Genomic DNA, 22,071 nt, shown 5'->3' with positions numbered 1-22,071 from the left:
TCAATGAACGCCCGTACCGACCTCTCAGTGCTTGCCGTGCCGGAATTGTCCTTTGCGACCATCGCATCGGGCATTTGCGTGCCATATGTCGAGTGCGGAGATGGCGAACCGCTGATATTCGTGCATGGGTCGCTTTGCGACTATCGATACTGGAATGCGCAGACTGCGGCGCTGTCGCAGCATTTTCGCTGCATCTCCGTGAGCCTGAGCCACTACTGGCCGGCAAGCGAGGCCTGCATCCAGGGGGAATTCGGCTGGCAGACGCATGTCGCCGAGCTGGCCGAGTTCATTGAGGCGATCGACCTTGGGCCCGTGCATCTGATCGGGCATTCGCGTGGCGGCTGCGTGGCGTTTCATGTCGCACGCGAATATCCGCGGCTTGTGAAGTCATTGACGCTCGCCGATCCGGGTGGTCCGCTGCAGATCGAGGGGATGCCGGACGCTTCGCTGCCGGCCGCGACGAATGTGCTGCGCGCGCGTGTCGCTGAACTCATCGAGAGCCAGCAGATCGACGCGGGACTGGAGCTGTTCGTCGATTCGGTCAGCGTGCCCGGATCATGGCGCAAGAGCCCGGTTGCGTTCCGCACCATGGCGATCGACAACGCGGGCACGCTGCCCAAGCAGCTCCGCGATCCGTTGCCCGCCTATTCCCGTGAAACGGCACGCGAGGTGAAATGCAGGACGTTGCTGATCGACGGACAGCGCAGCCCGCGGATGTTCCGCAACAACGTTGAAAAGCTCACAGAATGGATCGACTATGCGGAGAGGCAAACCATCGCCGGTGCGTCGCACGGGATGAATGTGTCGAATGCCGGTGCTTTTAACCGCCTTGTGCATGCCTTCGCAAGTTTCTAATCAATCGCTCATTCTCCGACGCGCTAAATAACTGCAATGGGGCCATGAACAGCCACGCGCCTCGCTCCAAAGCAGCCCTTCACTGCGTGCCGACTCAAGCGCCGTAGCGCCCTGCACGACAGGGTGATCACCGCAATGCGGAGCTCGTCGCCTTCGACGAATTCCCGACGCAGCAGCTTGAAGTCGAGCGCCGCAACACGATACGCGCCAGCCAAGCGAAGCATCACGTCCTGGAACTGGCCCGCGCCGGCCGCGCAACTGCCACCTCGTCGAAGAAGGTGGCAGCGTGCTCGACGAACGCCTTCACCTTGGCCGGCAGCAGGGTTCGCGAGTTATACGCGAGTCGAATCTCAACCTCTCCGTCGATGATTTCGAAATCGTCAAGAATCGACACGAGCTTGCCTGAAGCCACTTCCTCCTGGACCAGCGCCGCAGGCACCACGCCGACGCCCCAACTCTCCAGCACCATTTCCCGGTTGAACACCGCATTGTTCGAAGAGATATCGAACTTCAGCGGGACGGTCATATCCTCGTCACCCAGGCGAAAAGTCAACGACGGCTTACGAAGCGTGGGCGACATCGCGACGAACGTGTGATCAACCAGTTCAGACGGATGCTCGGGTAAAGCGTGTTTTTCCAGATATGCTGGTGTCGCGACCACCGAGAGCGGCATGCGTTCCAGAAGCCGGGTCACCACCGTGTCGGTACTCAACATGAAGGGGACGACGATCCCCAGGTCATAGCCGTCCGCCACCAGGTCGACAGGGCGCTCGGTAAGGGTCACGTCCAGACTCACTTTGGGATACTTCTGCTTAAAGGTCGAGATGAGCGGCACGAGCCGACTCACGGTCGCCGTTGTATGAGCGACAAGCCGAAGCACACCGGTCGGCTCACGCGCCTGGTTCGACGCTTCGGCTTCCAGTACTTCGAGATCGTCGAGAATCCGGCAGCAGCCGTCATAGAAATGTTCCGCGGCTTCCGTTAGCGAAACCTGCCGCGTCGTGCGATGAAGCAAACGACTGCCGAGACGCTGCTCAAGCCCGGATATGGCGCGCGACACGGCCGGTGTAGTAATGCTCAGCATGTCTGCCGCGCGGGTAAAACTTTTCCCTTCGACGACCGAGCGGAAAACGCGCAAGCTATCAAGATAATCCATAGGGCACCTTCGGTAGGCATATCTGTGAATGGACCGTTTGTTGCGCCCAGATCTGTGTGCGCAGCCACCCGTAGCCGCAGCCGTCGAGCGAAAGCCAGCCAGATCTCCTTGACGAATGGCGCGCAGCCATGAAGAGGCCTCGGCACCATTGTCAAACAGCATGCGTTTACGTGTACCGGGATTGTCGCAGAGTTGCGCGTTTTTGCGCTTATTGCCATGACCCATGGCTTCGATCGAGCGGCTGCACTCCTTGTCGCCCTATTCCGGCATCACGGCGTCAGACGGGATCGATGCACGGCTCCCGGCTCAGCCCGCTTCACGCGGACGAAACGCGTTCTCGTAGCGGCTCACGAAATCGGCCACGCTGGTAGCGGGGCGGCCGGTCAGTGTAAGTACGTCGTCCGACTGACGGTCGTACCGCCCGGCTCTATGCAGATCGGCCATCGCCGAAAGGTGATCCATGAGGTGCACCGGGAATCCCTTTTCGAGCAAAGCGAGCCGCCATTCCTCGACTGGGATGTCTACATAAGTGACCTTACGCCCAAGTGCTTTCGAATACTCGCCGGCGTAGAAATGCATGTTCTGCGATTCCGGCCCTGTCAGGTGGTAGGTCCTTCCGACATGCGGCGCGGGATTGGCGAGGATTGCCGCTAACGCATGCGCAACATCCTCCGCAGCGACCGGCGACGTCTTGCCGTCGCCGAATGGCAGGCGCAGTTCGCTCGACTGTCGAACCGAGGCCGACGCCAGTTGCAGAAAGAAGCCTTCAAGAAACACCGTCGGCCGAACATGCACCACCGGCAATCCAGACCAGTTCAGCGCCTGCTCGGCGAGCCAGTGCAGTTTGTGCTGAGGACTTGCGGTCGTCTCAGTGAGACTCATCTGCGAAAGCGTCATTTGCGACATGTTGACGAAGGCATCGACACCGTAATGCCTCGCAACCACCGCGGCGTTCATCGTCGCTTCCAGATACGCATCCGATACGGACATGCCGAAATAGATCGCCCGGCATCCTTCAATTGCACGATGCATCGAATGCAGGTCGCGCAAGTCGCCGACGAGCACGTCAGCCCCCATGGCCTTCAGTGCCTCCGAGCGTTCATCGATGCGTCGCACCATCGCTCTCACCGCGTGGCCTTCCTTCAACAGAAGCTGCGTCAGGGTCCGCCCCACCGCCCCCACCCGACCGGCCGCACCGGTCACGAGAACAGGTCTTTGCTGCATGGTTGTCTCCCATCAATCATATTTGATCTTCCAGCGCGTCGACCGCGTGCGCCGAACGCTGCTTGCGTGCTCAAGTATCTGTGCGCAGTATGACAGTGTCAAGTTGAATATCCTGTCCGAGACACTCCCATTGGAGACAGCCGGTTTGAACACCCGGCACCACCAGGTCACCTTGGGCCGACTTTCTCTCAGTGAGATCAACAGCTATGCCGACCTGTCAGGCACCGATCCGCGACGTGCTCTTCTTGTTGGAAGAGGTCTTCAATTACGAGTCGCAGGTGAGTTCCCTTCCAGGATTCGAAGACGCAACAATGGACGTCGCAGGCGCCGTTCTAGAGCGCGCGGCGGAGTTTTGTTTGGGCTGATCGCGACTGTTCTCAGGCAGGCAACAATAAGTTGCAGTGTCGCCCGTTACCGCGGATCGACGCCTCCCCTAGACTCTGCTCGCGGGTTGCAAACCCGATGTTCGCACCATTTGATTACACCTTTGGGAGGTATGTCATCGTGAAGTCGCTCATTAAGGCTATCGTCATTGCCACCGTTCTGACCGCGCCGATCGCATCGATTGCGCAACAATCGAACGCGCCGCTGACGCGCGCCCAGGTGCAAGCCGAACTTGCCCATCTAAAAGAGGCCGGCTACAACCCGGCATTCGACGTCATCAATGATCCGGCTCACAGCGCGATCAATCCGGCGGCCCACGTCGAGGCCGCGCAAGCACGCGTAGCTGCACAAAAAGAGGCGGCACAAGGCGATATCGTTAGCCTGGATGTTTCGCATGCAGGTCGCTGGTGAGCGCAGCAGCAAAACGCCATCGTCACGCGTTTGCAACTCCGCAGACGGTTTGCGAAATCCGCCGTCGCGAAATGGATAGTCAGCCGGATTGAGAATCGGTGTGGACATGGGGCTTCTCGGATTTCGTTTCCGGCAACCGTGCGCGAAAGAGCGTTAGAGAGGCCCTCACGGCACGGTGTTATCGCCCACAACCGTATTACACGGCTTCCAGAATGGTCGCGATGCCCTGACCACCGCCAATGCATTGCGTTGCCAGCGCGAACTGGCCGCCGCCGCGGCTAAGCAGCGACGCCGCCTTGCCGACCAGCCGCGCGCCGGTCGCGCCGAGCGGATGCCCAATCGCAAGTGCGCCGCCGTCCACGTTGACCCGTTCTTCGTCAAAGCCGAGTTCGCGCCCGCAGGCGATTGCCTGGCTAGCGAATGCCTCGTTGATTTCAATGACGTCCAGATCCTTAACCGATAGTCCCGCACGCTCGAGCGCCTTGCGGGTCGCCGGAATTGGCCCAATACCCATCAAATCCGGCCGGCACGACGCCACCGCCGCCGTCCTGATTTTCGCCAGCGGGCGCAATCCGTGTTGGCGAGCAAAATCCGCGCTGCACAGCAGCACGGCCGATGCGCCATCGGTCAGCGGCGACGACGTGCCAGCCGTGACGCTGCCGTCTTCCGCGAACGCCGGTTTCAAGGCCGCCAATGCCGCGGCATTCGTGCCGGGACGAATACAGCCATCCACACTGACAAGCCCAGCGGGAGTCTTGATCGGCACGATCTCGTCGGCAAGGCGTCCCTGCTCGCGTGCCGCGGCAGCCTTCGCGTGCGAAACGACAGCAAGGGCCTCCTGCGCTTCGCGGCTTACACCATACTCGCGAGCAACGTTCTCGGCGGTCAGGCCCATCGGCGCATAGGCAGCCGGATAGTCGCGCAGCAGGTCCGGATTCGGCGATCGGTTGAAGCCACCTTGCGGAACCCGCGTCATGGATTCGACGCCAGCGCAGATGAATGCATCACCGAGACCGAGGGCAATCTGCCCTGCTGCATAGTGGACGGAAGACATTGACGAGCCGCAGAATCGATTGATCGTGGCGCCGGGTACCACGTCGCCAAAACCGGCCAGAAAGCCAATAATGCGCGCAATATTGAGCCCCTGCTCCGCTTCCGGGTAGGAACAGCCGACTACCAGATCCTCAATCAGATTGTGAGCGACGCCGGTGCGCTTGAGCAACTCGGACACCACCTGCGCCGCCAGGTCGTCCGGGCGCACGTCAATCAACCCGCCTTTGCGTGAAAAATGAAACGGGGATCGGGCAAAACCTGCTACTACGATATCAGTCATCTTCGCCTCCTGAATTTGAATCGACCGGTCGCATAGACCGCGCAAAGTAAGCAATTCTGCTAGCAAATCTTCATGACGAGCGAGGCCAGATGCCAGCCACGCGCGACCAACCGGCCAACCGGCCGCATCTATTGCAACCCGTTCAACCCGCTCTGCCCTACCTGAGACTTATTGTTACATCGTCAAGTTTAGGCGTCAATAACCTCTCACGAGCAATGTTTATTGCTTAAATCATGGGGAAACGGACGGGCAAGGTATATCAGGCTGGAAAGCGGCCAGTACCGAGGGAAGCACTGTGAGACAGGCGCGGCGCGCCCAGCCGGGCGATCGCCGACAAAAAGACGCGCCGCGAGGGGAGATTACTTCTTGTTGCGGGCCGCCCGGCGAGCGGCCGTTCCGGCCTGCACATGTGGGCTCTGCAAGCCGCCTAGCAAGACGTTGGTGACAGTTTCGCAGACATCCTCGATCAATGCGTCGGACACCTGGCACAAGCCGCTTTCCCGATCCGACAACAGGGTCGCGAGCCCATGCATGCCTGACCAGACCGCAATCGCGGAGAAGCGCGGCGGGCGGGCTAAATCACTTTGATCCGCGAGGAATTCGGCAATCGAGTTGTTTAGAAACTGGAACGAGCCGCCGCTTGCTTCCATCAACTCCGGATGCTTGTTTTTATCGGCGATACGCGGCCCGAACATCAGATGAAACAGTTCCGGCCGCTTCAGCGCAAAACCCACATAGGCTCGCATGACTACGCGCAGCCGTTGCTCCTTTGTCATGCCGTCTTTCAGGGCAGCGAGACGATCCGCCATCAACAGGCGAAAGCCTTCCGAGGCGATTGCGGCAAGCAACCCGTCCTTGTCGCCGAAATGATGCGTCGGCGCTGTTTGCGACACGCCGGCGAGGCGCGCCACCTCACGCAATGACAGATCGGCAGCCCCGCGCAACTCGACCAGTTCAAGACCACGCAGCACCATCTCCTCGCGAAGGTTTCCGTGATGCCACGAGCTCTTTTTTGTTGGGATGACTTCGGGAGGAAGAGTAGACATAAGTTGCCGCTGTGTAGATGTTGCGCTGTGTAGATGTAGATTAACCACCATCAGGACTCGACACGGCGAAGACTGGCTGCCAATGGCATTTTACCCTGTCCGCCCGGCCTCTCAACCTCCTCTCGTCTTGCCCAGGCGACGCTGCATAGGGTTGAGCAGCATCACGCGGCAGCAACGACATCGAATGAGCCACCTCATGCAGGACAGGGGAAAATCCCCGAGTTGAAATCATTTGCGTTGGGGCGCGGCCGTCAATAATATTGACACCGTCATCTTTACACCGAAACACAAACTCCGGATGACACGCTTGCCTGGGTTTCGACGGCACGTCAGGAAGGAAGATGCAACGCCTGACATTGTGCAACGCCACTGCACTCATGCCTTGAAAAGGCATTGTCAACTTGCCGAGAGTGAGACGGCACTACGGCAGATGTGACGACGGGTCAGAAGGCAGTCGACGGATTTTGCGCGAGTTCAGCGAATTCGCGCCATGCAACGAACCGGGCTGCGAGTTGTTTGCGACAAAGCGAGGCGCTTATCACTTGCCGCTTCAGTGCGAAGTGTTGCCGTATCGGCCCGAAGCACGAGAGAAATTTTTGCGCGCGTTTCGGGTCGCGAAAGCCGCGCATGCGACGCTCGCGTTCGCGCGCCGGTTGGTGGCTGCTCTCCGCCCGGTTGTTCAGCCGGGCAGCCGCTTTTACGAACACGTGCTTTACGCCCGCCAACTCCGGAATTTCGGCCTTTGCGCCGGATAACTGCGCAGTTGATCGGTGACGATCTTGCGCGGCACGGGGCTGGAGCGCAGCAAGCGCTTGCCTCGTCAACCTGACAGAGCCTTTTCGGACGACGTTTTCTAGCTGGTTCTTCGGACATCCATCCGCGAGTCGCGTCGAACCGCATTGGGCGGAACGCCAAACCCGCGCAAGAACGCATCGCGCAGATGGCGGCGATCGCGAAAGCCGGACTCTCTTGCGATGACCTCAAGCGGATGTCGGCTCTGTTCGATCATCAGCCGCGCAGCCTCCAGTCGCAGCCTTTCGATGGCTTTGGCTGGAGACTGTCCCGTTTCAAGTGTGAACACGCGGCTAAACTGGCGCGGACTCAGATGAACGGCCTCGGCCAGCTCCTCCACCGTCAATGAACGGCTCAGATTCTGGCGGGCATAGTTCAGCGCATCCTGGATACGATCGGACTTCGGCGCGAGGTCCAGCATTTCTGAGTGTTGCGACTGGCCGCCCGCCCGGCGCTGGTGCATGACCAGCTTGTGCGCCACCGAACGGGCCGCTTCCGCACCAAGATCCTCTTCCACCATTGCGAGCGCCAGGTCAAGACCCGCCGTCATGCCAGCCGACGTCCAGATAGGGCCGTCGACAATATAGATTCGGTCCTCCTCGACGCGGATATCCGGAAAAAGTTTCTGCATTTCGCGCGCATACGCCCAATGCGTTGTGGCGCGCCGCTGTGCCAGCAAGCCCGCTTCCGCCAGCACGAATCCACCAGTGCAGATTCCGGCGACGCGCCTTGCGCGATTACCCACTTCGCGCAGGAATGCAAGAACGTCGTCAGGCGCCGGCGAAGTGAGCGGATCGTTCACTCCGGCGACGATCCATGTGTCCACGTCGACCTGCCCGCACAACGATCGCGCGCCCACCGGGAAGCCGAGCGACGAGCGCACCTCGCCGCCGGCCACCGAGAAGTTGTCAAGCGTGTAGAACGCCTCGCCTGCCACGATGTTGGCGTACTCGAACACTGACTGCGGCGCGAGCGCCATGATCTGAAAACCGTCGCTAATCAAAAACCCGATCCGGTGCATGTCCGTTCTCCTGTCGACCAGAGTTGGCGCTTTAGCGCTTACTCTGGTCCCATGCAAAGCTGTCGACCAGAGTTGGCGCTTTAGCGCCTACTCTGGTCCCATGCAAAGCTGTCGACCAGAGTTGGCGCTTTAGCGCTTACTCTGGCCCCATGTAAAGCTGTCAACCAATGTCCTAAATCATACCCATATACGTCATTTCCGTCACGCTCAAACGAAGCCAGAATGCATTCACGCATCCAACCACTTTCGAACAGGAGTGACATCATGACCCAGACACACCAGGGTACAGCCCTCATTACCGGCGCGTCGTCGGGCATCGGCGCAGTCTACGCGGACCGGCTGGCACGCCGGGGCTACGATCTGATTCTGGTCGCGCGGAACCGCGAGCGGCTGATCGACCTCGCCGACCGCATCACGAACGAGACGCATCAGAATGTTGAAATCGTCGACGCGGACCTCAACGACCGCGCGGCACTGGCCGTCGTGGAAGCAAAGCTGAAACAGGACGCGAGCATCACACTGCTGGTCAACAACGCGGGCGTGGGTACGCATAAACCGCTGCTCGACAGCGATGTCGATGCGATGACGCGGATGATCGACCTGAACGTCACCGCGCTCACGCGCCTCACGTATGCCGCCATTCCGGGCTTCGTCGCGCGAGGCAAGGGTAGCGTCATCAACATCTCATCCATCGTCGCGATCTCGCCGGAGACGCTCAACGGCGTCTACGGCGGCAGCAAGGCTTTTGTGCTTGCCTTCAGCCAGTCGCTGCACCATGAACTTGCCGACAAGGGCGTCCAGGTGCAAGCCGTACTGCCCGGCGCAACTGCTACCGACTTCTGGCAGACCGCCGGCCTCCCGATTGAGCACTTGCCCGCGGGCATCGTCATGTCGGCCTCCGACATGGTCGACGCAGCCTTGACGGGCCTTGATCATCGTGAACTTGTGACGATCCCGTCATTGCATGCCGCCGAAGAGTGGGAAGCCTATGAATCCGCTCGGCAAAGCATGTCCCCGCATCTGTCGAGCGATGTCCCTGCGCCGCGCTATGTGACGGCACGATAATCCACGGATATCGAAACTGCATCCGGATTCATCAAAATAAGGAATACGTATCATGAAACTCAGCGGAAATACCGTGTTCATCACCGGCGGTACGTCGGGCATCGGTCGCGCACTTGCAGAAGCCCTTCACAAGAGGGGCAACAAAGTCATCATTGCGGGGCGGCGCAAAGCACTGCTTGACGAAATCGCGAAGCAGAATCCCGACATCGATACCGTTCAACTCGACATCGGCGATGCTGCGCAGATTCGCGAGGTCGCCAGGCAATTGATTGAACGTTATCCATCATTGAACGTCGTGATCAACAACGCAGGCATTATGCCGTTCGACGACGCCGGTGGCCCGCTCGACGACGATCAGGCCGTCAGTCTCGTCGACACGAACCTGCTTGGTCCCGTACGAGTGAGCGCCGCCTTCGTCGAGCATCTGAAGCAACAGACCGAGTCGTACATCATTAACAACAGTTCTGTGCTCGCGTACGTGCCGCTCGCCGCGACTGCCCTGTACTCAGCGACCAAGGCAGCAGTTCACTCGTACACGCTGTCGCAACGCTTCATGCTGCGCAATACGAGCGTCCGCGTACTCGAGATCGCGCCACCCTGGGTCGACACTGATCTTGTTCACAAGAGCGGCGACCCGCGCGCCATGCCGCTCGATGCGTTCATCGCCGAAACGATGGAACTCCTGGAATCAGCAACAACCGAGGTCGTCGTTGCCACCGCCAAGCCATTGCGCGATAACGCGGGGCCCAATGAGCATGCGTTTGTCGAACAGTTCAACCAGTTCATCGCCGACAATCCGATTCCCGTCGAATAAAGGCTGAATGCGCGCCGCGCGTTCGCGGCGCGCGCGATGCACTCACGAAGCCTGCCAGGATATCCGCCCACGTTGTTCCTACCCGCGACGAACGTCAAAAGTGTTACACCTGGCTAGAGATCACCGGAGTTCATGTCATGACTGCAACACTTGAAGAGAAGAACACAGCGCTCGTTCTCAAGGCGTTGGACACGCTGTTCAACAGGAAAGACTACGCGAAGGCAGAGCAGTTCTGGTCCGATTCCTACGTCCAGCACAGCCAGCTCGTTCCGGCCGGACGCGAGGGGCTTTTCGGCCTGGTTCGCTCGCTTCCCGATGCGCGTTTTGAATACGACATGGTTGCCGCCAAAGGCGATCTTGTCTGGGTGCACAGCCGATACACCAATTCGGCAAGGTCAACCGCCCTGATCGGTGTGGATATCGTGCGAATCGAGGACGGAAAGCTCGTCGAGCATTGGGACGTGTTGCAGGACGAAGCGACGAGCAGCGACTCCGCCGGCGGGTATCCGATGTTTGGCGACGCGTTCCCGGGCGAGCGGTAACGCTCGCGATGTATCGCTCCATATAAGCGAATACGCAATGAGCGCGATGGCCATCGGATGAATTCGCTGGCCATCTTTGCAGCAGTCGCGATCGCGCCAGGTAGACTGCGCCACGTGCTCCATGAAGAACCAATGCCGCCCGAACATCCCTAAGGATCCTAAAGCTGGATCGTCTGCGATTGCGCCGACTCAGGGGCGCACACGACCGCGACGACCCGCACCAGAAACCGCGCTGCAGCGAACTGTAAAGCGGTTTTTCAGAATCGGCTCTTCCCCGCCAAAATCCGTCCGTTACATGACACGCTTCAACGAGCGTCCGAGCCCTCTTCCAGCGCGAAATTCCTAAGCAGCATCTGACGGCTCGCGTTCAGTATTTCATCGCCGAGCTGAGGATTGGCGCCGGCTACCGCCCGCGACAGGATGAGCGCACCGACCATCTCACTGTAGAGCGCGATTGCCTGCTGGCGCGCTTCGTCCGTATCTTTGCCTTCGGAGCCCTGTTCCATAACGAGCCCTGTCAACGTTTCGAGCATAGTCTGCAGACCACTTGCAAAGTGCAACTGTGCCTCATGCCCAAGCCGACGGACGTCCGCAGTGAGGCCGGCGACCGCACAACCCTGCTCGATATCACTGCAATGCGTGCCGGACAGGTAAAAGTCCACCTGTCGGCTCAGCCGGTTCCTGTCCGGCTCAATCGGCGCGGCAATGGCTTCCTTCAGGTCACCGTTGGCCTTGTCCATCGCAGTCGCCACAACTTCAGCGGCCAGCGCCTCCTTCGATTTGAAGTGGTTGTAGAACCCGCCTTGGGTAAAGCCCGCGGCCTTCATCAGCGCGCTAAGGCCCACACCATCGATTCCATGCTCACGGAACAACTTCTCCGCGCCCGCAATGATGGCCTTCCGGTTCTCCACTGCCTGCTGTTTCGAGACACCCATCGTTCAATGCTCCGCATCGTTGTGGGTTCAATTATAACCGTCTTCGAAAAAAACAATTGCGATCGACATTGACTTTTCGGATTTCACCCACCAAACTCACTGTCAATCACCATTGTGACCGGGTGAATCCATCAATCTCGTGGGAAAAATCATGAACATCGAAAGTAACCAACCCCTGCTCCAGCCGGTTCGGCTAGGGGACCTCGATCTGCCCAATCGCGTCGTCATGGCGTCGCTGACGCGCATGCGCGCGGCCAATCCCGAGCTTGCCCCGACGGCCTTGCACGCCGAGTACTACGTGCAGCGCGCTTCGGCGGGTTTGATCATCAGCGAAGGGGTGTTCGTGAGCCCCGAGGCCGTCGGCTGGGCAGACGTGCCCGGACTCTGGAGTGATGCCCAGGTGCGCGGTTGGCGCGTGGTGACGGACGCCGTGCACCACGCGGGCGGTCGGATCGTCGCCCAACTCTGGCATACCGGTTCAATAGGGCATCCGGATTTCGACGCCGGCAAGGCGCCGCCATCCGCTTCAGCGGTCAATCCGGAGCAGCAAAGCGTGACCGCGGCAGGCCGCAAAGACACTGTGGTCCCGCGCCCCATGGAAAAAGACGAGATCCGTCGCACGGTCGCCGATTTTGGCCGGGCTGCGCGCAACGCGATCGCCGCCGGTTTTGACGGCGTGCAGATCCAGGGCGGCTATCACTACCTGTTCAATCAGTTCCTCAACGTTCGCACCAATCTGCGTACCGATGAATACGGCGGTTCGACGGAGAACCGCGCGCGGTTTCTTTTCGAAGTCGTGGAAACGGTGGTCGAGGCAGTTGGAGCGCAGCGCACCGGCATCAAGACGGGACCCGCGACGTCGGAGACGGGCGCGTTCGTTTCCAATGACGAAACGCTTGCCACTTCCGAATATGTGATCGGGCGGCTCAACGATTTCGATCTCTCACATCTGCTGCTGATGGGAGCAATGGCCGACCTGTCGGCGACGCCACTGGCCGCCATGGCAGGCGACGGCATGTTCCGCCATTTCCGCGAGATCTACCGCGGCAACATCATTGCGAACGTCGATATCGATCGTGCGCGCGGTAATCGGCTGATCGAAGCGGGACTGGTCGACATGGTCGCCTTTGGTCGCCCGTTCATCGGCAATCCGGATCTGCCGGCGCGCTTCGCCGCCGATGCGCCGCTTGCCGAAGTCAACTGGCCAAAGGTCTATGGCCCAACAGCCGAGGGCTACACCGATTATCCCGAGTTTCAGGCTGTGCCGGCATAACGCGCCGTCACTCACGTCTGCGGAAAACGATCAAGACCACCACCGAAGCAGCCAATCGGGCCCTCGCGCCCGAAGCTGTTCGGAAACATCTTTCGGCATTGACGCCACTCGTCATTTCTATTTGAACCGATCATGAAACTCACAGGCAATACAGTTTTTATCACCGGCGGCGGCTCGGGTATCGGCCGTGGTCTCGCTGAAGCGCTGCACAAGCTCGGCAATCAGGTGATCATCTCTGGCCGGCGCGCCGAGCGTCTGCAAGCGACCATCGATGCGAACCCCGGCATGCGGGCGGTGTCGCTCGACATCACCGATCCGGCGGATATCAAGGCTGTCGCCGCGAGGCTGATCGCCGACTATCCCGGTCTGAACGTGTTGATCAACAACGCCGGCATCATGTTTCCCGATGGCGCTGAGGGCCCGGTCGACGACGAACTGCTGAGCTCGACCGTCGACACGAACCTGCTTGGGCCGATCCGCATGACCTCCGCTCTGATCGAGCACCTTAAGACCCGGGACGGTGCGGTCGTGGCAAATGTCACGTCGGTACTCGGATTCGTGCCGATGGCGATCACGGCGGTGTACAGCGCGACCAAGGCGGCACTGCATTCATACACGCTCTCACAACGCTATCTGCTTCGGGACAGCAAGGTTTCGCTCATCGAGATCGCGCCGCCCTGGGTCCGTACCGAGCTGATGAACAGCAGCGAGGAAGAGCGCGCGATGCCTCTTGATGAATTCGTCGCGGGCGCGATCGAACAACTAGGCACGGAGGCCAACGAAATACTCGTGGGTCCGGCCGTGAACATGCGCGCCAATCCGGGACCCAACGAGCACGCGTGGGTCAACCAGTTCAACGACATGATGGCTGCCGGTTAAACGCCGGAAGACGCGGGCGGCAGCTTCGATCCAGAACCACGATTGCCTGAGCTGCTCGCGTCGCGATATGCAACGCGCAAACCCGGCAGCACATGGCATCAGGACGAGATGTTCGTGACGCTGCGCGGCGAGCCGTATCTGTTGTGGCGAGCGGTCGACGAGCACGGTGCCGAACTCGACGTGCTTGTGCAAAAGCGGCGCGAGGTCAAGGCGGCTGCACGCGTGAACAAGCGCGCCAAGAACAGCCATCTAATAAGGATAACTACACCTTCTGAACAAAGAAAGTCTACGCTTGTCCAGTTGACAGAGCCCGGCATCGGCGTCGTGCTTGCCGCCTCGCTGCATCACCACCGCTTCCCGTCCAACTTCGTCTCGCGCATTGCGTGAGCATGCGCATTTCCATCACAGCGCGAGACGTTCGTCATCGTTTCATCCGGGGATAGCGTGGGACGTCACTTCCCAAATAACCCGGGACGTAACAATCCAGCTGGCACCATAAAGGCATCAGATGTGCAAGTGCTCGCTTATGTAGTCAATGAAAACGCGCAGCTTGGGCGAAGCATAGCGGCTAGCGGGCCATAGTATCCAGAAGACAACTTCGCTATTCACATAGTCATCCAACACTGTTATTAGCTGACCGCATTGCAACGCGTCACGCACCAGGAAGGCTGGCAGGAACGCAATGCCCCTGCCCAGAATGGCGGCGTGAGCAAGTGGCTCGATGGTGTTCGACGTCATGGTCTCGCGCAGAACCAACTCGGGCTCGGATGCATCAAGCCGGAGGTGCCAGCGGTCTAGCTTCCCCGTGGAAGTCCATTTGTGCAGCAAGCAGAAGTGGCCTTCAAGCTCGCGCGGCCGGGTAGGCACGCCATGACGCTTGAAATAGGTGGGCGATGCAACCAGCACATACGAACAAGAACCCAAACGGCGTGCCGCCAGGCGCGAGTCGGTTAGTTCGCCGGTCCTGATAACGGCATCGAAGCCATCCTCAATGACATCAACCATGCGGTCGGACATTTCGATGTCCAGTTCAATTTCCGGATAGCGTTCCATGAAACCATCGAAGGCCGGCATCATCAAACCGCCCAATTGGGGCGTGCCCACGCGCAAGCGCCCACGCGGATTGCCAGCCAGGCCCGACAGCTCAGCCTCGGCAGCATCAACCTCGCTCAGGATGCGGCGGCAACGCTCCAGGAAAACGGTTCCCTCCGCGGTCAGCGTGATGCTCCGAGTGCTGCGGTGGAACAATCGCACGCGTAACCGTTCTTCCATCCTGGCGATGGCCTTGCCAACCGCAGAGGATGAAACACCCAACTGTCGCCCTGCTGCGGTAAAGCTGCGCGTCTCAGCAACTTGCACAAACATCGGAATTCCACTCATGCTGTCCATAAGCACTTCCTGTCCGAAATGGCGGCTACTTTAGCGCGTCCAGTGTACTGCGATCCAACATTGCAGACATTTTTTCCGATGTGTTCGGCATCGCCGGGTATTTTTCTAAATAGGCCGAGGCTCTATATTGCTCACGACCGTCACTTTGAGGAACCGACATCATGTCCAAGCTGCATACCAGCGTCCAAGTAGGCCCACACAAGATTGCCCATCGCGTAGTCCTTGCGCCGCTCACCCGCATGCGCGCCGAACCAGGCGCCATTCCAGGCAAGCTGATGGCGGAATACTATGCCCAACGTACTTCCGAAGGCGGCTTCCTGATTGGCGAAGCCACCATTACCGCGCCCAACGGCAATGGCTACCTGGGTGCTCCCGGGCTCTACGACGATAGCCAGATTGCGGGCTGGAAACTCGTGACCGATGCCGTTCATGCTAAAGGTGGGAAGATCTTCCTGCAGCTCTATCACGCAGGTCGTCAGTCCAACAGTGAACTGCAGCCAGGGGGCGCTCAGCCGGTGGCGCCTTCCGTCGTCGAGCATGGTGGAGTCGCTTTTGGAAAAGCGGGCTGGATGGAAAACACTCCCCCCAAAGAACTGACCATCGCTGAAATCAAGGAGTTGGTGGAAAGTTTCCGCTTGGCGGCTAAGCGCGGCATTTTAGCTGGTTTTGATGGTGTTGAACTGCATGGTGCTAACGGCTATCTGCTGGACCAGTTCCTGCAAGATATTAGCAACAAGCGCACTGACAACTACGGTGGCTCAATTGAAAACCGTAGCCGTTTCCTGTTGGAAATCGTGAATGCTGTGATTTCGGTCTGGGGCAGCGATCGCGTAGCAGTGCGCCTCGGCCCGAGTGGCAGGTTTGGCGACATGGGCGACAGTGATCCGGAAGCTTTGTTCACCCACGTCGCGCGTGAACTGGATAAGCTGGATCTCGCGTACCTACACCTGATCGAGCCGCGCATCCTCGGGGTGATCGAGGACGAAAAGTGGAGTCAAACGCCTGCAGCGGCGCGCCTGCTCCGAAAGTACTTCAGCGGCACTATCATCGTCGCTGGTGGCTTCGACGGGCAATCTGCCAATGACATTCTGGAAGCCGGTGATGCTGACCTCGTCGCATTCGGCCGCCACTTCATCGCCAATCCCGATCTGCCGGAACGCCTGCGCAAAGGCTGGCCGCTCAATCCATATGACCGCGAGTCCTTCTTCGGCGGCACTGAAGTGGGTTATACGGACTATCCGTTCTACGCAGAGGCTGCCTGAACGTATTACCGTTGCCTCACCTCGCAGGCTGCGGAAATACCTCCCCACCAAATCACCCGAACGGTCCGTTCAAACGTTGTTACCACTGCGCAGACCACTTTGAGCGAATCATGCGCGGCGCCGATACCGTCACCGAGAACCTATTCACCTTGCGTAAGCCGGGGGACTTGGTTCCGGCCGCTCATCCACTGCGCACGATTCGCAAGATGGCCAACGCAGCGTTGGTCAAGATAGACCGCTTGTTCGCCGGGATGTACGAGGCAGGGATCAAAGGTGGACGGCCCGGCATTGCCCCGGAGAAGTTGCCGCGCGCGATGCTGTTGCAAGTGCTCTACAGCGTTCCCTCCGAGCGGCAGTTGATGGAGGAGATCCAATAGAACCTGCTGCTTCATTGATTCGTCGGGTTGTCGATGCACGATGCCGTCTGACTCCCCACCGTCTTCACCAAGAACCGTGAGCGGTTGATTAAACATGACGCAGTCATTGAGTTCTTCAACGAGGTTGTGAACATTGCTGAGGACAAACACTGGTTTTCAGGCGAGCACTTCCGTGTGGACGGCACGCTGATTCAACCGTGGGCGAGTCATAAAAGCTTTGTGCGCAAAGACGATGATCAGGACCCGCGAGAACGCGGGAACTTCAAGGGCGAGAGGCGCAGCCATGAGACGCATGAATCGAAGAGCGACCCCGATTCGCGGCTGTATCGTAAGGGTAAAACGGCAAGCGAATTACGCTACATGGGCCACACCTTGAGCGACAACCGCCACGGGCTGATCGCCAGCGCCGTGGTGACGCTGACCGATGGCTATGCTGAGCGCGAAGCGGCCAAAGTGCTGATCCACGATGCCCGCCAGGCACTTGGCGACACAACGCGCGAGATCACTCTCGGGGCGGACAAGGAGCTAAAAAGCATAAGTGAGCGTCATAAAAAAGCCCAAAAAAGCGAAATTACACGGTCGATATTCCAAATTATGAGAAGCATGCTGCTAAAAATTCCGATCAAGCTTCATGGCTCAGTAAAGTCGGCCTGAATTTCCGCAGCCTGCCAGGTAAGCGTAATGATGCGGACCTTGACTACGAGTCGGGTCCGGCATCTATCGCACTGGTCAACAGCTTGATCGAGAAAGAGATGGCTGTGATGGAAGCGCCCATGCTTCCGGCTCGGCTCGTGCAATTAGCTGCGGCATACCACCAAACTAAAGGTTTACCATGTCACGTATTATTCAATTTGCCACCACCGGTGGCCCTGAAGTGCTTTCCTACAAGGACGTGAACGTCGCGGAGCCGGCAGCCGGCGAAGTGCGCATCCGAGTCAAGGCCATCGGCTTGAACCGCGCCGAATCCATGTGGCGCGCCGGCGAATATATCGAGGAAGTCAAGCTGCCGGCCCGACTTGGTTACGAGGCGGCCGGTATCGTCGACGCCGTAGGTCCTGGCGTCACGCAGTTTGCAGTTGGCGACGCCGTCAACACCGTGCCAGCGTTTTCGCAGAACCAGTACGGCATGTACGGCGAACTGGTCCTCGCGCCGGTCTCGGCCGTCGTGCCACATCCGCCGTCGCTGACGTTCGAGCAGGCGTCGTCGATCTGGATGATGTTCATCACCGTCTACGGTGCCTTCATCGAGGCAGCCAAGCTTGGCGCGGGCGACGTGGTGTTGATTCCGGCGGCATCAAGCAGCGTGGGCCTTGCCGCAATTCAGCTGGCAAATATGATCGGGGCTACACCGATCGCGCTGACCCGCACCAGCGCCAAGCGCGAACAACTCCTCGACGCCGGTGCCGCCTTCGTCATCGCCACCGAAGAACAAGACATGGTGGCCGAGGTGCTGCGCATCACTGACGGTGTTGGCGCGCGCGTGGTGTTCGATCCCGTCGGCGGCCCTAGCCTCGGCAAGCTGATCGAGGCTATGACGACGGGCGGTATTCTGCTCGTGTACGGCGCGCTGAGCGAGGAGCCGTCGCAGCTGTCCTACTTGGATCTGCTGATTAAGCTGCCGACTATTGTCGGTTACACGATCTGGAACACCAGTGGCGACCCAGTCCGTCAAAAGGCTGCAGTTGACTTCATCCTCGCTGGTCTCGCATCCGGCGCGTTGAAGCCGATGATTGACAAGACATTCACGTTCAATGAAATGGTCGAGGCGCACCGCTACCTTGAATCGAACGCTCAGTTCGGCAAGATCGTCGTGACTGTATAGGCGCGTCGAAATCCAGCGGCAGGCGTGCAACTCCGCCAGCCGCTGTGACACAAACCCATTATTGATAGAAGGTCTCCATGCATGCGTTGTTGCATGGAGACAAGGCCGGACCAGCAGCGACGCGACCTGCGAGGGATCGTCTCCCTCCTGAGCGGTGAGCGTGTGCGCCACGATCCGCCTCGTGCTGGCATCGACCGCCAGATGCAGCTTGCGCCAAGTGCGGCGCGACGCTGACTGCGCGGCGGTACTTCGCGCGCGGCGGCTCAGTACGCAATATATGGCCCCTTTCCTGCAGGCGTCGATTGTTGCTCGACGGCAGCATAGATGTTACGCCCGTAGAAAAATGGCATGCCCCAGACGAAGATAGTCGGGGTGGCGAATGCCGGACCGGCAAGCAGCGGCATCACCGAATCGCCGGCATCATTCAGCCTGAGTTCCGCGGCATTGCCGACAGCAAATGAGACAGCACTGATCGCACCATTCACACCTTCAATCATCGCGCTCAACTGCTGGGTCGATGCAGGGCAGTAAAACGAGTTGTTTGGAGTTGCGCAGACCGGTAGCGCGCTGGTTTGAAAGAAGAGCCCGGTCGAGCCGCTGTCCATGACGCTCCTCGAGTAGGTCGTGCCATTTTGCACTGTGCTGAACGTGCCGGTGGACGGACTGACCCCGATCACCTGCGCACTGCCCAAGCCGTTATTGCTCTGCGTGCCAATGCCAAACACCAGTTGCCCGCTGAGCGAGGCTTCGCCGCCTGACGACGCGGCTGGCAACAGCAAAATCGAACCGTTGTTATCGGTCGCGAAGTAGGGAATCGGATTGGCAACCTGCACGTTTTCGGCGACGGCGATCGACGTGCAACTGGTCCCCACGCAACTGTAGTAGGTCGCCGGCACTGCATTCTGCACGCAGGCCGGACCGCAATCGTGCTTGAACACGCCAATGCCGAGCACTCCGTTGGCCGCCAGACTCGTAGGGGTGTTCCGCGACGCGCCGACACTACTGCAGTCCGACGGCGTTGCGCTATAGTCCTGATCGATCACCTGAATCGGCAACGACGCGGCTTTTTCGCCGCTGATCTGTACATCAGCAAGCCGCACCGAGCCCCATGTATAACCGTCGAAGAACTGCATGCATTCGGCAAGCGGATTGCCGGCGCCATCCTGCTCCTGCGGCAGCGCCAAAGGCACCGGCAACTGAGCGGCGAACACCCGCAGCCCCGAGGAGCCCGTGTCGACTTGCACGTGATCAATGGTTTGACACTGCGTCGTGCCCGGCACGCACAGCGTAACGCTGACGAAGGGTATATTCGGCACACCGATTACGCCGAAATCGACGGTCACCGCTGCTGCGTTAGAGGCTAGCGCTTGGGGCGCGGGGGCTATATTCGTGAGCGATTGCGCGGGTGCCAACGTGCCGGATGAACTGCTGCTCCCACCGCCGCCGCCGCATCCGACCACCAACACTGCAAGCAATGTAGCGGCGAGCAGCTTTAAAAGCCAATCTGAATTATGGAGCAAACCCGGAGCGGGCATGATAGCTCCGCTATTGAATGACACTGGCGTCGACGCCAGCGGGGAGCGCTTGCGGCAGATACGCGTAACCCGCGAACGCACGTAAATGGCCGCCCGAGAACACCACCAGCGCATCGTTCGAAACGGCAAGCGGGGTTGCCCGGCGCGTCGCGGTGGCCGCGACGTATTGATCGAAAGCCTCGCCCAGTGCAGCCTTCAGGTTCGGCAAGGTCGGGCCTTCCCACGCGACGCCGAACACGATTCCGTTCGCCGCGACATACTCGCGCACCACGGTGCCCGACGGCAGCGTAATCAGATGCACCGTGTACGCGAATTGCGATGTGGCGCCGTGTGCCGTGGCATGCATGCGAACCTGGTCGCTGCCTACGCTGCTGACTCTTTCGCCAAGGGCGGCCTGTGCGGGTAAAGACAGCGCACAAGTCACCACGAGCGTTGCACGAGCAATGCCAGTACGATATATCGATCTCATGAGCTTCCCCTCCAGATGCCGCCTTCACCCGTGACATTTAATATGTAATGCGAACTATTAGTCCGGCGTTTATGGATTTGTTTTTCGATGGTCCCACCGCTTGCGTCGAAAGCGCATTGGCCTTTCCACGATCACGCGTGCGAGGTTCTGGTATCGCTTCCGTGGATTGTTCAGGCTTGATATCGGCCGCAACAGACTCGCTTGTGAGGCTCATACAGCAATGACCGTGCCATGAGGGCGCAAACGCTTGCTACGCGACAAGCGGCGTTGTTCCCGTGCGGTCGACGAGTGCCAGACAGGCGCCTAATGTTTCGCAACCGTTACACGTCAGAGGCTTGACCTGGTTGGAAATGATCATTTCGCATGTAAGCGGTCATGTCCATGCCACCCCACGCGTCCAGCGCCCATAAGGCTAGAGCGAGGGTTCCTATCGAATATTCAGCGCAGCCAGACGGCAACGAACAAGAATCGAAGTGCCGCAAAACCTGTCTCAACATTGAGACGGGATGTGGGCCGCATTGGAGATGGCCGTCATCGCATCCGAAGATGGCGCATCGTGTGGAACTGGCCGGAGTACGAAGCGGGCCTGCGTAGCCGAGGCAGTCCGACGCTGTGGATCAAGCCCGTGGCGCCGACGCAGTGGCAGGCGCCTCGCCGCACCACGCCGGGCGGCCAGCCGCGCTATTCGGGTCTGGCGATTGAAACGGCCCTGATGCTGGGCAGCGTGTTTCGGATGCGCTTGCGCCAGACTGAAGGACTGCTCGGTTCGGTGCTCCAGTTGATGGGGCTGACGCTGCCGATTCTCGATCACACCACACTGAGCCGCCGCGCAGTCAGCATCGCGCCGCACTTGGCGCAAGCTGCATCTGGCGGTCGATGCCAGCACGGGGCGGATCGTGGCGCACACGCTCACCGCTCAGGAGGGAGACGATCCCTCGCAGGTCGCGTCGCTGCTAGCAGCAGACCCGGGCGAGATCGGGCGGTTCATCGGCGATGGCGCCTATGCCGGCGCCCCGACGTACCAGACGGTCGCACAGCATAGCGCGGCCGCACAGATCGTGATTCCACCGCGATCGACGGCGGTGCGCGGCTGCCGGCACGCGCCCCTGATGCCCAGCAAACCGAAGCGGCCATCGGCGTGGCGGTGCTCAACCGCATGCTGGTTGCCGCACGCCCGAAGTCCGTCCGCAGTAAGGTTCAAGCAGCATAGTCCGCAGGGCAACGGGCATGTTCAGTCCAACCTTGCCTCCATGTAACAACGCCGGTTGAATGACGTCTTGCAGTAAACGGCAACGGTTGTCCCGGCCAATCGGCGTCATCGCGTCGTGGCCGGCGGGCTGAATATTCCGCGCCCTGCAAAACTCACCGCGTTTGCCGCAGGTGAATTCAATTTTTGTTCATCTCCAACAATGTTCGTTCGTATCAGTTTCAGCTTGAAATTACGCGCATATGCGATTATTCTGGGGTTCGACATTGAGAGTAACGCA

19 protein-coding genes and 5 pseudogenes are annotated in these 22,071 nt (G+C 59.7%); 13 read left to right on the top strand and 11 right to left on the bottom strand.

Going from position 1 to position 22,071, the window contains the following annotated elements; translation table 11 throughout:
- Positions 1–3 precede the first annotated feature (3 nt).
- Complete coding sequence (locus AYM40_RS08640; protein WP_063495855.1) at positions 4–855, top strand: alpha/beta fold hydrolase; 852 nt, start codon at positions 4–6, stop codon at positions 853–855.
- Between the two features lie 223 nt (positions 856–1,078).
- Here the strand turns inward: AYM40_RS08640 and AYM40_RS08630 are convergent, their stop codons facing one another.
- Both AYM40_RS08630 and AYM40_RS08625 read right to left on the bottom strand, forming a co-directional pair.
- Positions 1,079–2,011, bottom strand: coding sequence for a LysR family transcriptional regulator (locus AYM40_RS08630; protein WP_063495853.1), 933 nt, complete (start codon positions 2,009–2,011; stop codon positions 1,079–1,081).
- Between the two features lie 306 nt (positions 2,012–2,317).
- Positions 2,318–3,235: an NAD(P)H-binding protein gene (locus AYM40_RS08625; RefSeq protein ID WP_063495852.1), complete on the bottom strand. Its 918-nt coding sequence runs from the start codon at positions 3,233–3,235 to the stop codon at positions 2,318–2,320.
- Between the two features lie 206 nt (positions 3,236–3,441).
- Here AYM40_RS08625 and AYM40_RS43660 point away from each other — a divergent pair, with 206 nt between their 5' ends.
- Positions 3,442–3,600, top strand: a complete 159-nt coding sequence (locus tag AYM40_RS43660; protein ID WP_082855016.1) for an acyl-CoA dehydrogenase N-terminal domain-containing protein — start codon at positions 3,442–3,444, stop codon at positions 3,598–3,600.
- Positions 3,601–3,739: 139 nt separating this feature from the next.
- Positions 3,740–4,030 (top strand): DUF4148 domain-containing protein, encoded by a 291-nt coding sequence (locus tag AYM40_RS08620; RefSeq protein WP_063497920.1) that lies wholly within the window; start codon positions 3,740–3,742, stop codon positions 4,028–4,030.
- Between the two features lie 196 nt (positions 4,031–4,226).
- Here the strand turns inward: AYM40_RS08620 and AYM40_RS08615 are convergent, their stop codons facing one another.
- The 4 genes and pseudogenes from AYM40_RS08615 to AYM40_RS08600 all read right to left on the bottom strand — a co-directional run bounded on the left by AYM40_RS08615 (position 4,227) and on the right by AYM40_RS08600 (position 8,222).
- Complete coding sequence (locus AYM40_RS08615) at positions 4,227–5,363, bottom strand: thiolase family protein (protein WP_063495851.1); 1,137 nt, start codon at positions 5,361–5,363, stop codon at positions 4,227–4,229.
- Positions 5,364–5,722: 359 nt separating this feature from the next.
- Entirely contained in the window at positions 5,723–6,409 is a 687-nt protein-coding gene (locus tag AYM40_RS08610; RefSeq protein WP_158515261.1) for a TetR/AcrR family transcriptional regulator, read from the bottom strand.
- A 443-nt stretch (positions 6,410–6,852) separates the two neighbouring features.
- Positions 6,853–7,223, bottom strand: a pseudogene (locus AYM40_RS41850) (DDE-type integrase/transposase/recombinase); the annotation flags it as partial.
- 39 nt (positions 7,224–7,262) lie between these two features.
- A complete protein-coding gene (locus tag AYM40_RS08600; protein ID WP_063495848.1) occupies positions 7,263–8,222 on the bottom strand; it encodes a GlxA family transcriptional regulator in 960 nt (319 codons plus the stop codon).
- Between the two features lie 264 nt (positions 8,223–8,486).
- Here AYM40_RS08600 and AYM40_RS08595 point away from each other — a divergent pair, with 264 nt between their 5' ends.
- From AYM40_RS08595 to AYM40_RS08585, 3 genes are all read left to right on the top strand, one after another.
- Positions 8,487–9,287 (top strand): SDR family NAD(P)-dependent oxidoreductase, encoded by an 801-nt coding sequence (locus tag AYM40_RS08595; RefSeq protein WP_063495847.1) that lies wholly within the window; start codon positions 8,487–8,489, stop codon positions 9,285–9,287.
- A gap of 52 nt (positions 9,288–9,339) precedes the next feature.
- Positions 9,340–10,101, top strand: coding sequence for an SDR family oxidoreductase (locus AYM40_RS08590; RefSeq protein WP_063495846.1), 762 nt, complete (start codon positions 9,340–9,342; stop codon positions 10,099–10,101).
- A 137-nt stretch (positions 10,102–10,238) separates the two neighbouring features.
- Positions 10,239–10,643: a nuclear transport factor 2 family protein gene (locus AYM40_RS08585; RefSeq protein WP_063495845.1), complete on the top strand. Its 405-nt coding sequence runs from the start codon at positions 10,239–10,241 to the stop codon at positions 10,641–10,643.
- A 305-nt stretch (positions 10,644–10,948) separates the two neighbouring features.
- Here the strand turns inward: AYM40_RS08585 and AYM40_RS08580 are convergent, their stop codons facing one another.
- Positions 10,949–11,578 carry a TetR/AcrR family transcriptional regulator gene (locus AYM40_RS08580; protein ID WP_063495844.1) on the bottom strand — a complete coding sequence of 210 codons (630 nt, stop codon included), beginning with the start codon at positions 11,576–11,578 and terminating at the stop codon, positions 10,949–10,951.
- A gap of 151 nt (positions 11,579–11,729) precedes the next feature.
- Here AYM40_RS08580 and AYM40_RS08575 point away from each other — a divergent pair, with 151 nt between their 5' ends.
- The 3 genes and pseudogenes from AYM40_RS08575 to AYM40_RS40095 form a co-directional block, all read left to right on the top strand.
- Positions 11,730–12,851, top strand: coding sequence for an alkene reductase (locus AYM40_RS08575; protein WP_063495843.1), 1,122 nt, complete (start codon positions 11,730–11,732; stop codon positions 12,849–12,851).
- A gap of 132 nt (positions 12,852–12,983) precedes the next feature.
- The gene (locus tag AYM40_RS08570; protein ID WP_063495842.1) at positions 12,984–13,730 is read left to right on the top strand and encodes an SDR family oxidoreductase; all 747 of its coding nucleotides are present in this window, start codon (positions 12,984–12,986) and stop codon (positions 13,728–13,730) included.
- 69 nt (positions 13,731–13,799) lie between these two features.
- Positions 13,800–13,976 (top strand): annotated as a pseudogene (locus AYM40_RS40095) (DDE-type integrase/transposase/recombinase); the annotation flags it as partial.
- Between the two features lie 258 nt (positions 13,977–14,234).
- On the opposite strand, the gene AYM40_RS08560 reads toward AYM40_RS40095, so the two are convergent.
- Positions 14,235–15,119 carry a LysR family transcriptional regulator gene (locus AYM40_RS08560; protein WP_063495840.1) on the bottom strand — a complete coding sequence of 295 codons (885 nt, stop codon included), beginning with the start codon at positions 15,117–15,119 and terminating at the stop codon, positions 14,235–14,237.
- 161 nt (positions 15,120–15,280) lie between these two features.
- Between AYM40_RS08560 and AYM40_RS08555 the strand changes: the two genes are divergently transcribed.
- The 3 genes and pseudogenes from AYM40_RS08555 to AYM40_RS08545 all read left to right on the top strand — a co-directional run bounded on the left by AYM40_RS08555 (position 15,281) and on the right by AYM40_RS08545 (position 18,580).
- On the top strand, positions 15,281–16,381 hold the full coding sequence (locus AYM40_RS08555; RefSeq protein ID WP_063495839.1) for an alkene reductase: 1,101 nt from the start codon (positions 15,281–15,283) through the stop codon (positions 16,379–16,381).
- 110 nt (positions 16,382–16,491) lie between these two features.
- A pseudogene (locus tag AYM40_RS08550) lies at positions 16,492–17,280 on the top strand (IS5 family transposase); the annotation flags it as partial.
- 310 nt (positions 17,281–17,590) lie between these two features.
- On the top strand, positions 17,591–18,580 hold the full coding sequence (locus AYM40_RS08545) for a zinc-dependent alcohol dehydrogenase family protein (protein WP_063495838.1): 990 nt from the start codon (positions 17,591–17,593) through the stop codon (positions 18,578–18,580).
- Positions 18,581–18,691: 111 nt separating this feature from the next.
- On the opposite strand, the pseudogene AYM40_RS42320 reads toward AYM40_RS08545, so the two are convergent.
- The 3 genes and pseudogenes from AYM40_RS42320 to AYM40_RS08535 all read right to left on the bottom strand — a co-directional run.
- Positions 18,692–18,808: pseudogene (locus tag AYM40_RS42320) on the bottom strand (IS5/IS1182 family transposase); the annotation flags it as partial.
- A gap of 35 nt (positions 18,809–18,843) precedes the next feature.
- Complete coding sequence (locus tag AYM40_RS08540; protein WP_063495837.1) at positions 18,844–20,115, bottom strand: DUF3443 domain-containing protein; 1,272 nt, start codon at positions 20,113–20,115, stop codon at positions 18,844–18,846.
- A 10-nt stretch (positions 20,116–20,125) separates the two neighbouring features.
- Positions 20,126–20,584 (bottom strand): DUF2844 domain-containing protein, encoded by a 459-nt coding sequence (locus AYM40_RS08535; protein WP_063495836.1) that lies wholly within the window; start codon positions 20,582–20,584, stop codon positions 20,126–20,128.
- A 508-nt stretch (positions 20,585–21,092) separates the two neighbouring features.
- Between AYM40_RS08535 and AYM40_RS08530 the strand changes: the two are divergent.
- Positions 21,093–21,794: pseudogene (locus AYM40_RS08530) on the top strand (transposase).
- Positions 21,795–22,071 lie beyond the last annotated feature (277 nt).

The sequence above is a fragment of the Paraburkholderia phytofirmans OLGA172 genome (assembly GCF_001634365.1).
Classification (GTDB): domain Bacteria; phylum Pseudomonadota; class Gammaproteobacteria; order Burkholderiales; family Burkholderiaceae; genus Paraburkholderia.
The sequence above is the reverse complement of the archived record's forward strand: the minus strand, read 5'-3'. Positions and strand labels throughout refer to the sequence as shown.

What these genes read in the sequence shown, in the direction of transcription:
- AYM40_RS08630 (WP_063495853.1), bottom strand. Translation starts at nt 2,011, where the DNA reads ATGGATTATCTTGATAGCTTGCGCGTTTTCCGCTCGGTCGTCGAAGGG.
- AYM40_RS08545 (WP_063495838.1), top strand. Translation starts at nt 17,591, where the DNA reads ATGTCACGTATTATTCAATTTGCCACCACCGGTGGCCCTGAAGTGCTT.
- AYM40_RS08585 (WP_063495845.1), top strand. Translation starts at nt 10,239, where the DNA reads ATGACTGCAACACTTGAAGAGAAGAACACAGCGCTCGTTCTCAAGGCG.
- AYM40_RS08570 (WP_063495842.1), top strand. Translation starts at nt 12,984, where the DNA reads ATGAAACTCACAGGCAATACAGTTTTTATCACCGGCGGCGGCTCGGGT.
- AYM40_RS08540 (WP_063495837.1), bottom strand. Translation starts at nt 20,115, where the DNA reads ATGCCCGCTCCGGGTTTGCTCCATAATTCAGATTGGCTTTTAAAGCTG.
- AYM40_RS08580 (WP_063495844.1), bottom strand. Translation starts at nt 11,578, where the DNA reads ATGGGTGTCTCGAAACAGCAGGCAGTGGAGAACCGGAAGGCCATCATT.
- AYM40_RS43660 (WP_082855016.1), top strand. Translation starts at nt 3,442, where the DNA reads ATGCCGACCTGTCAGGCACCGATCCGCGACGTGCTCTTCTTGTTGGAA.
- AYM40_RS08615 (WP_063495851.1), bottom strand. Translation starts at nt 5,363, where the DNA reads ATGACTGATATCGTAGTAGCAGGTTTTGCCCGATCCCCGTTTCATTTT.
- AYM40_RS08575 (WP_063495843.1), top strand. Translation starts at nt 11,730, where the DNA reads ATGAACATCGAAAGTAACCAACCCCTGCTCCAGCCGGTTCGGCTAGGG.
- AYM40_RS08595 (WP_063495847.1), top strand. Translation starts at nt 8,487, where the DNA reads ATGACCCAGACACACCAGGGTACAGCCCTCATTACCGGCGCGTCGTCG.
- AYM40_RS08640 (WP_063495855.1), top strand. Translation starts at nt 4, where the DNA reads ATGAACGCCCGTACCGACCTCTCAGTGCTTGCCGTGCCGGAATTGTCC.
- AYM40_RS08625 (WP_063495852.1), bottom strand. Translation starts at nt 3,235, where the DNA reads ATGCAGCAAAGACCTGTTCTCGTGACCGGTGCGGCCGGTCGGGTGGGG.
- AYM40_RS08560 (WP_063495840.1), bottom strand. Translation starts at nt 15,119, where the DNA reads ATGGACAGCATGAGTGGAATTCCGATGTTTGTGCAAGTTGCTGAGACG.
- AYM40_RS08555 (WP_063495839.1), top strand. Translation starts at nt 15,281, where the DNA reads ATGTCCAAGCTGCATACCAGCGTCCAAGTAGGCCCACACAAGATTGCC.
- AYM40_RS08535 (WP_063495836.1), bottom strand. Translation starts at nt 20,584, where the DNA reads ATGAGATCGATATATCGTACTGGCATTGCTCGTGCAACGCTCGTGGTG.
- AYM40_RS08600 (WP_063495848.1), bottom strand. Translation starts at nt 8,222, where the DNA reads ATGCACCGGATCGGGTTTTTGATTAGCGACGGTTTTCAGATCATGGCG.
- AYM40_RS08590 (WP_063495846.1), top strand. Translation starts at nt 9,340, where the DNA reads ATGAAACTCAGCGGAAATACCGTGTTCATCACCGGCGGTACGTCGGGC.
- AYM40_RS08610 (WP_158515261.1), bottom strand. Translation starts at nt 6,409, where the DNA reads ATGTCTACTCTTCCTCCCGAAGTCATCCCAACAAAAAAGAGCTCGTGG.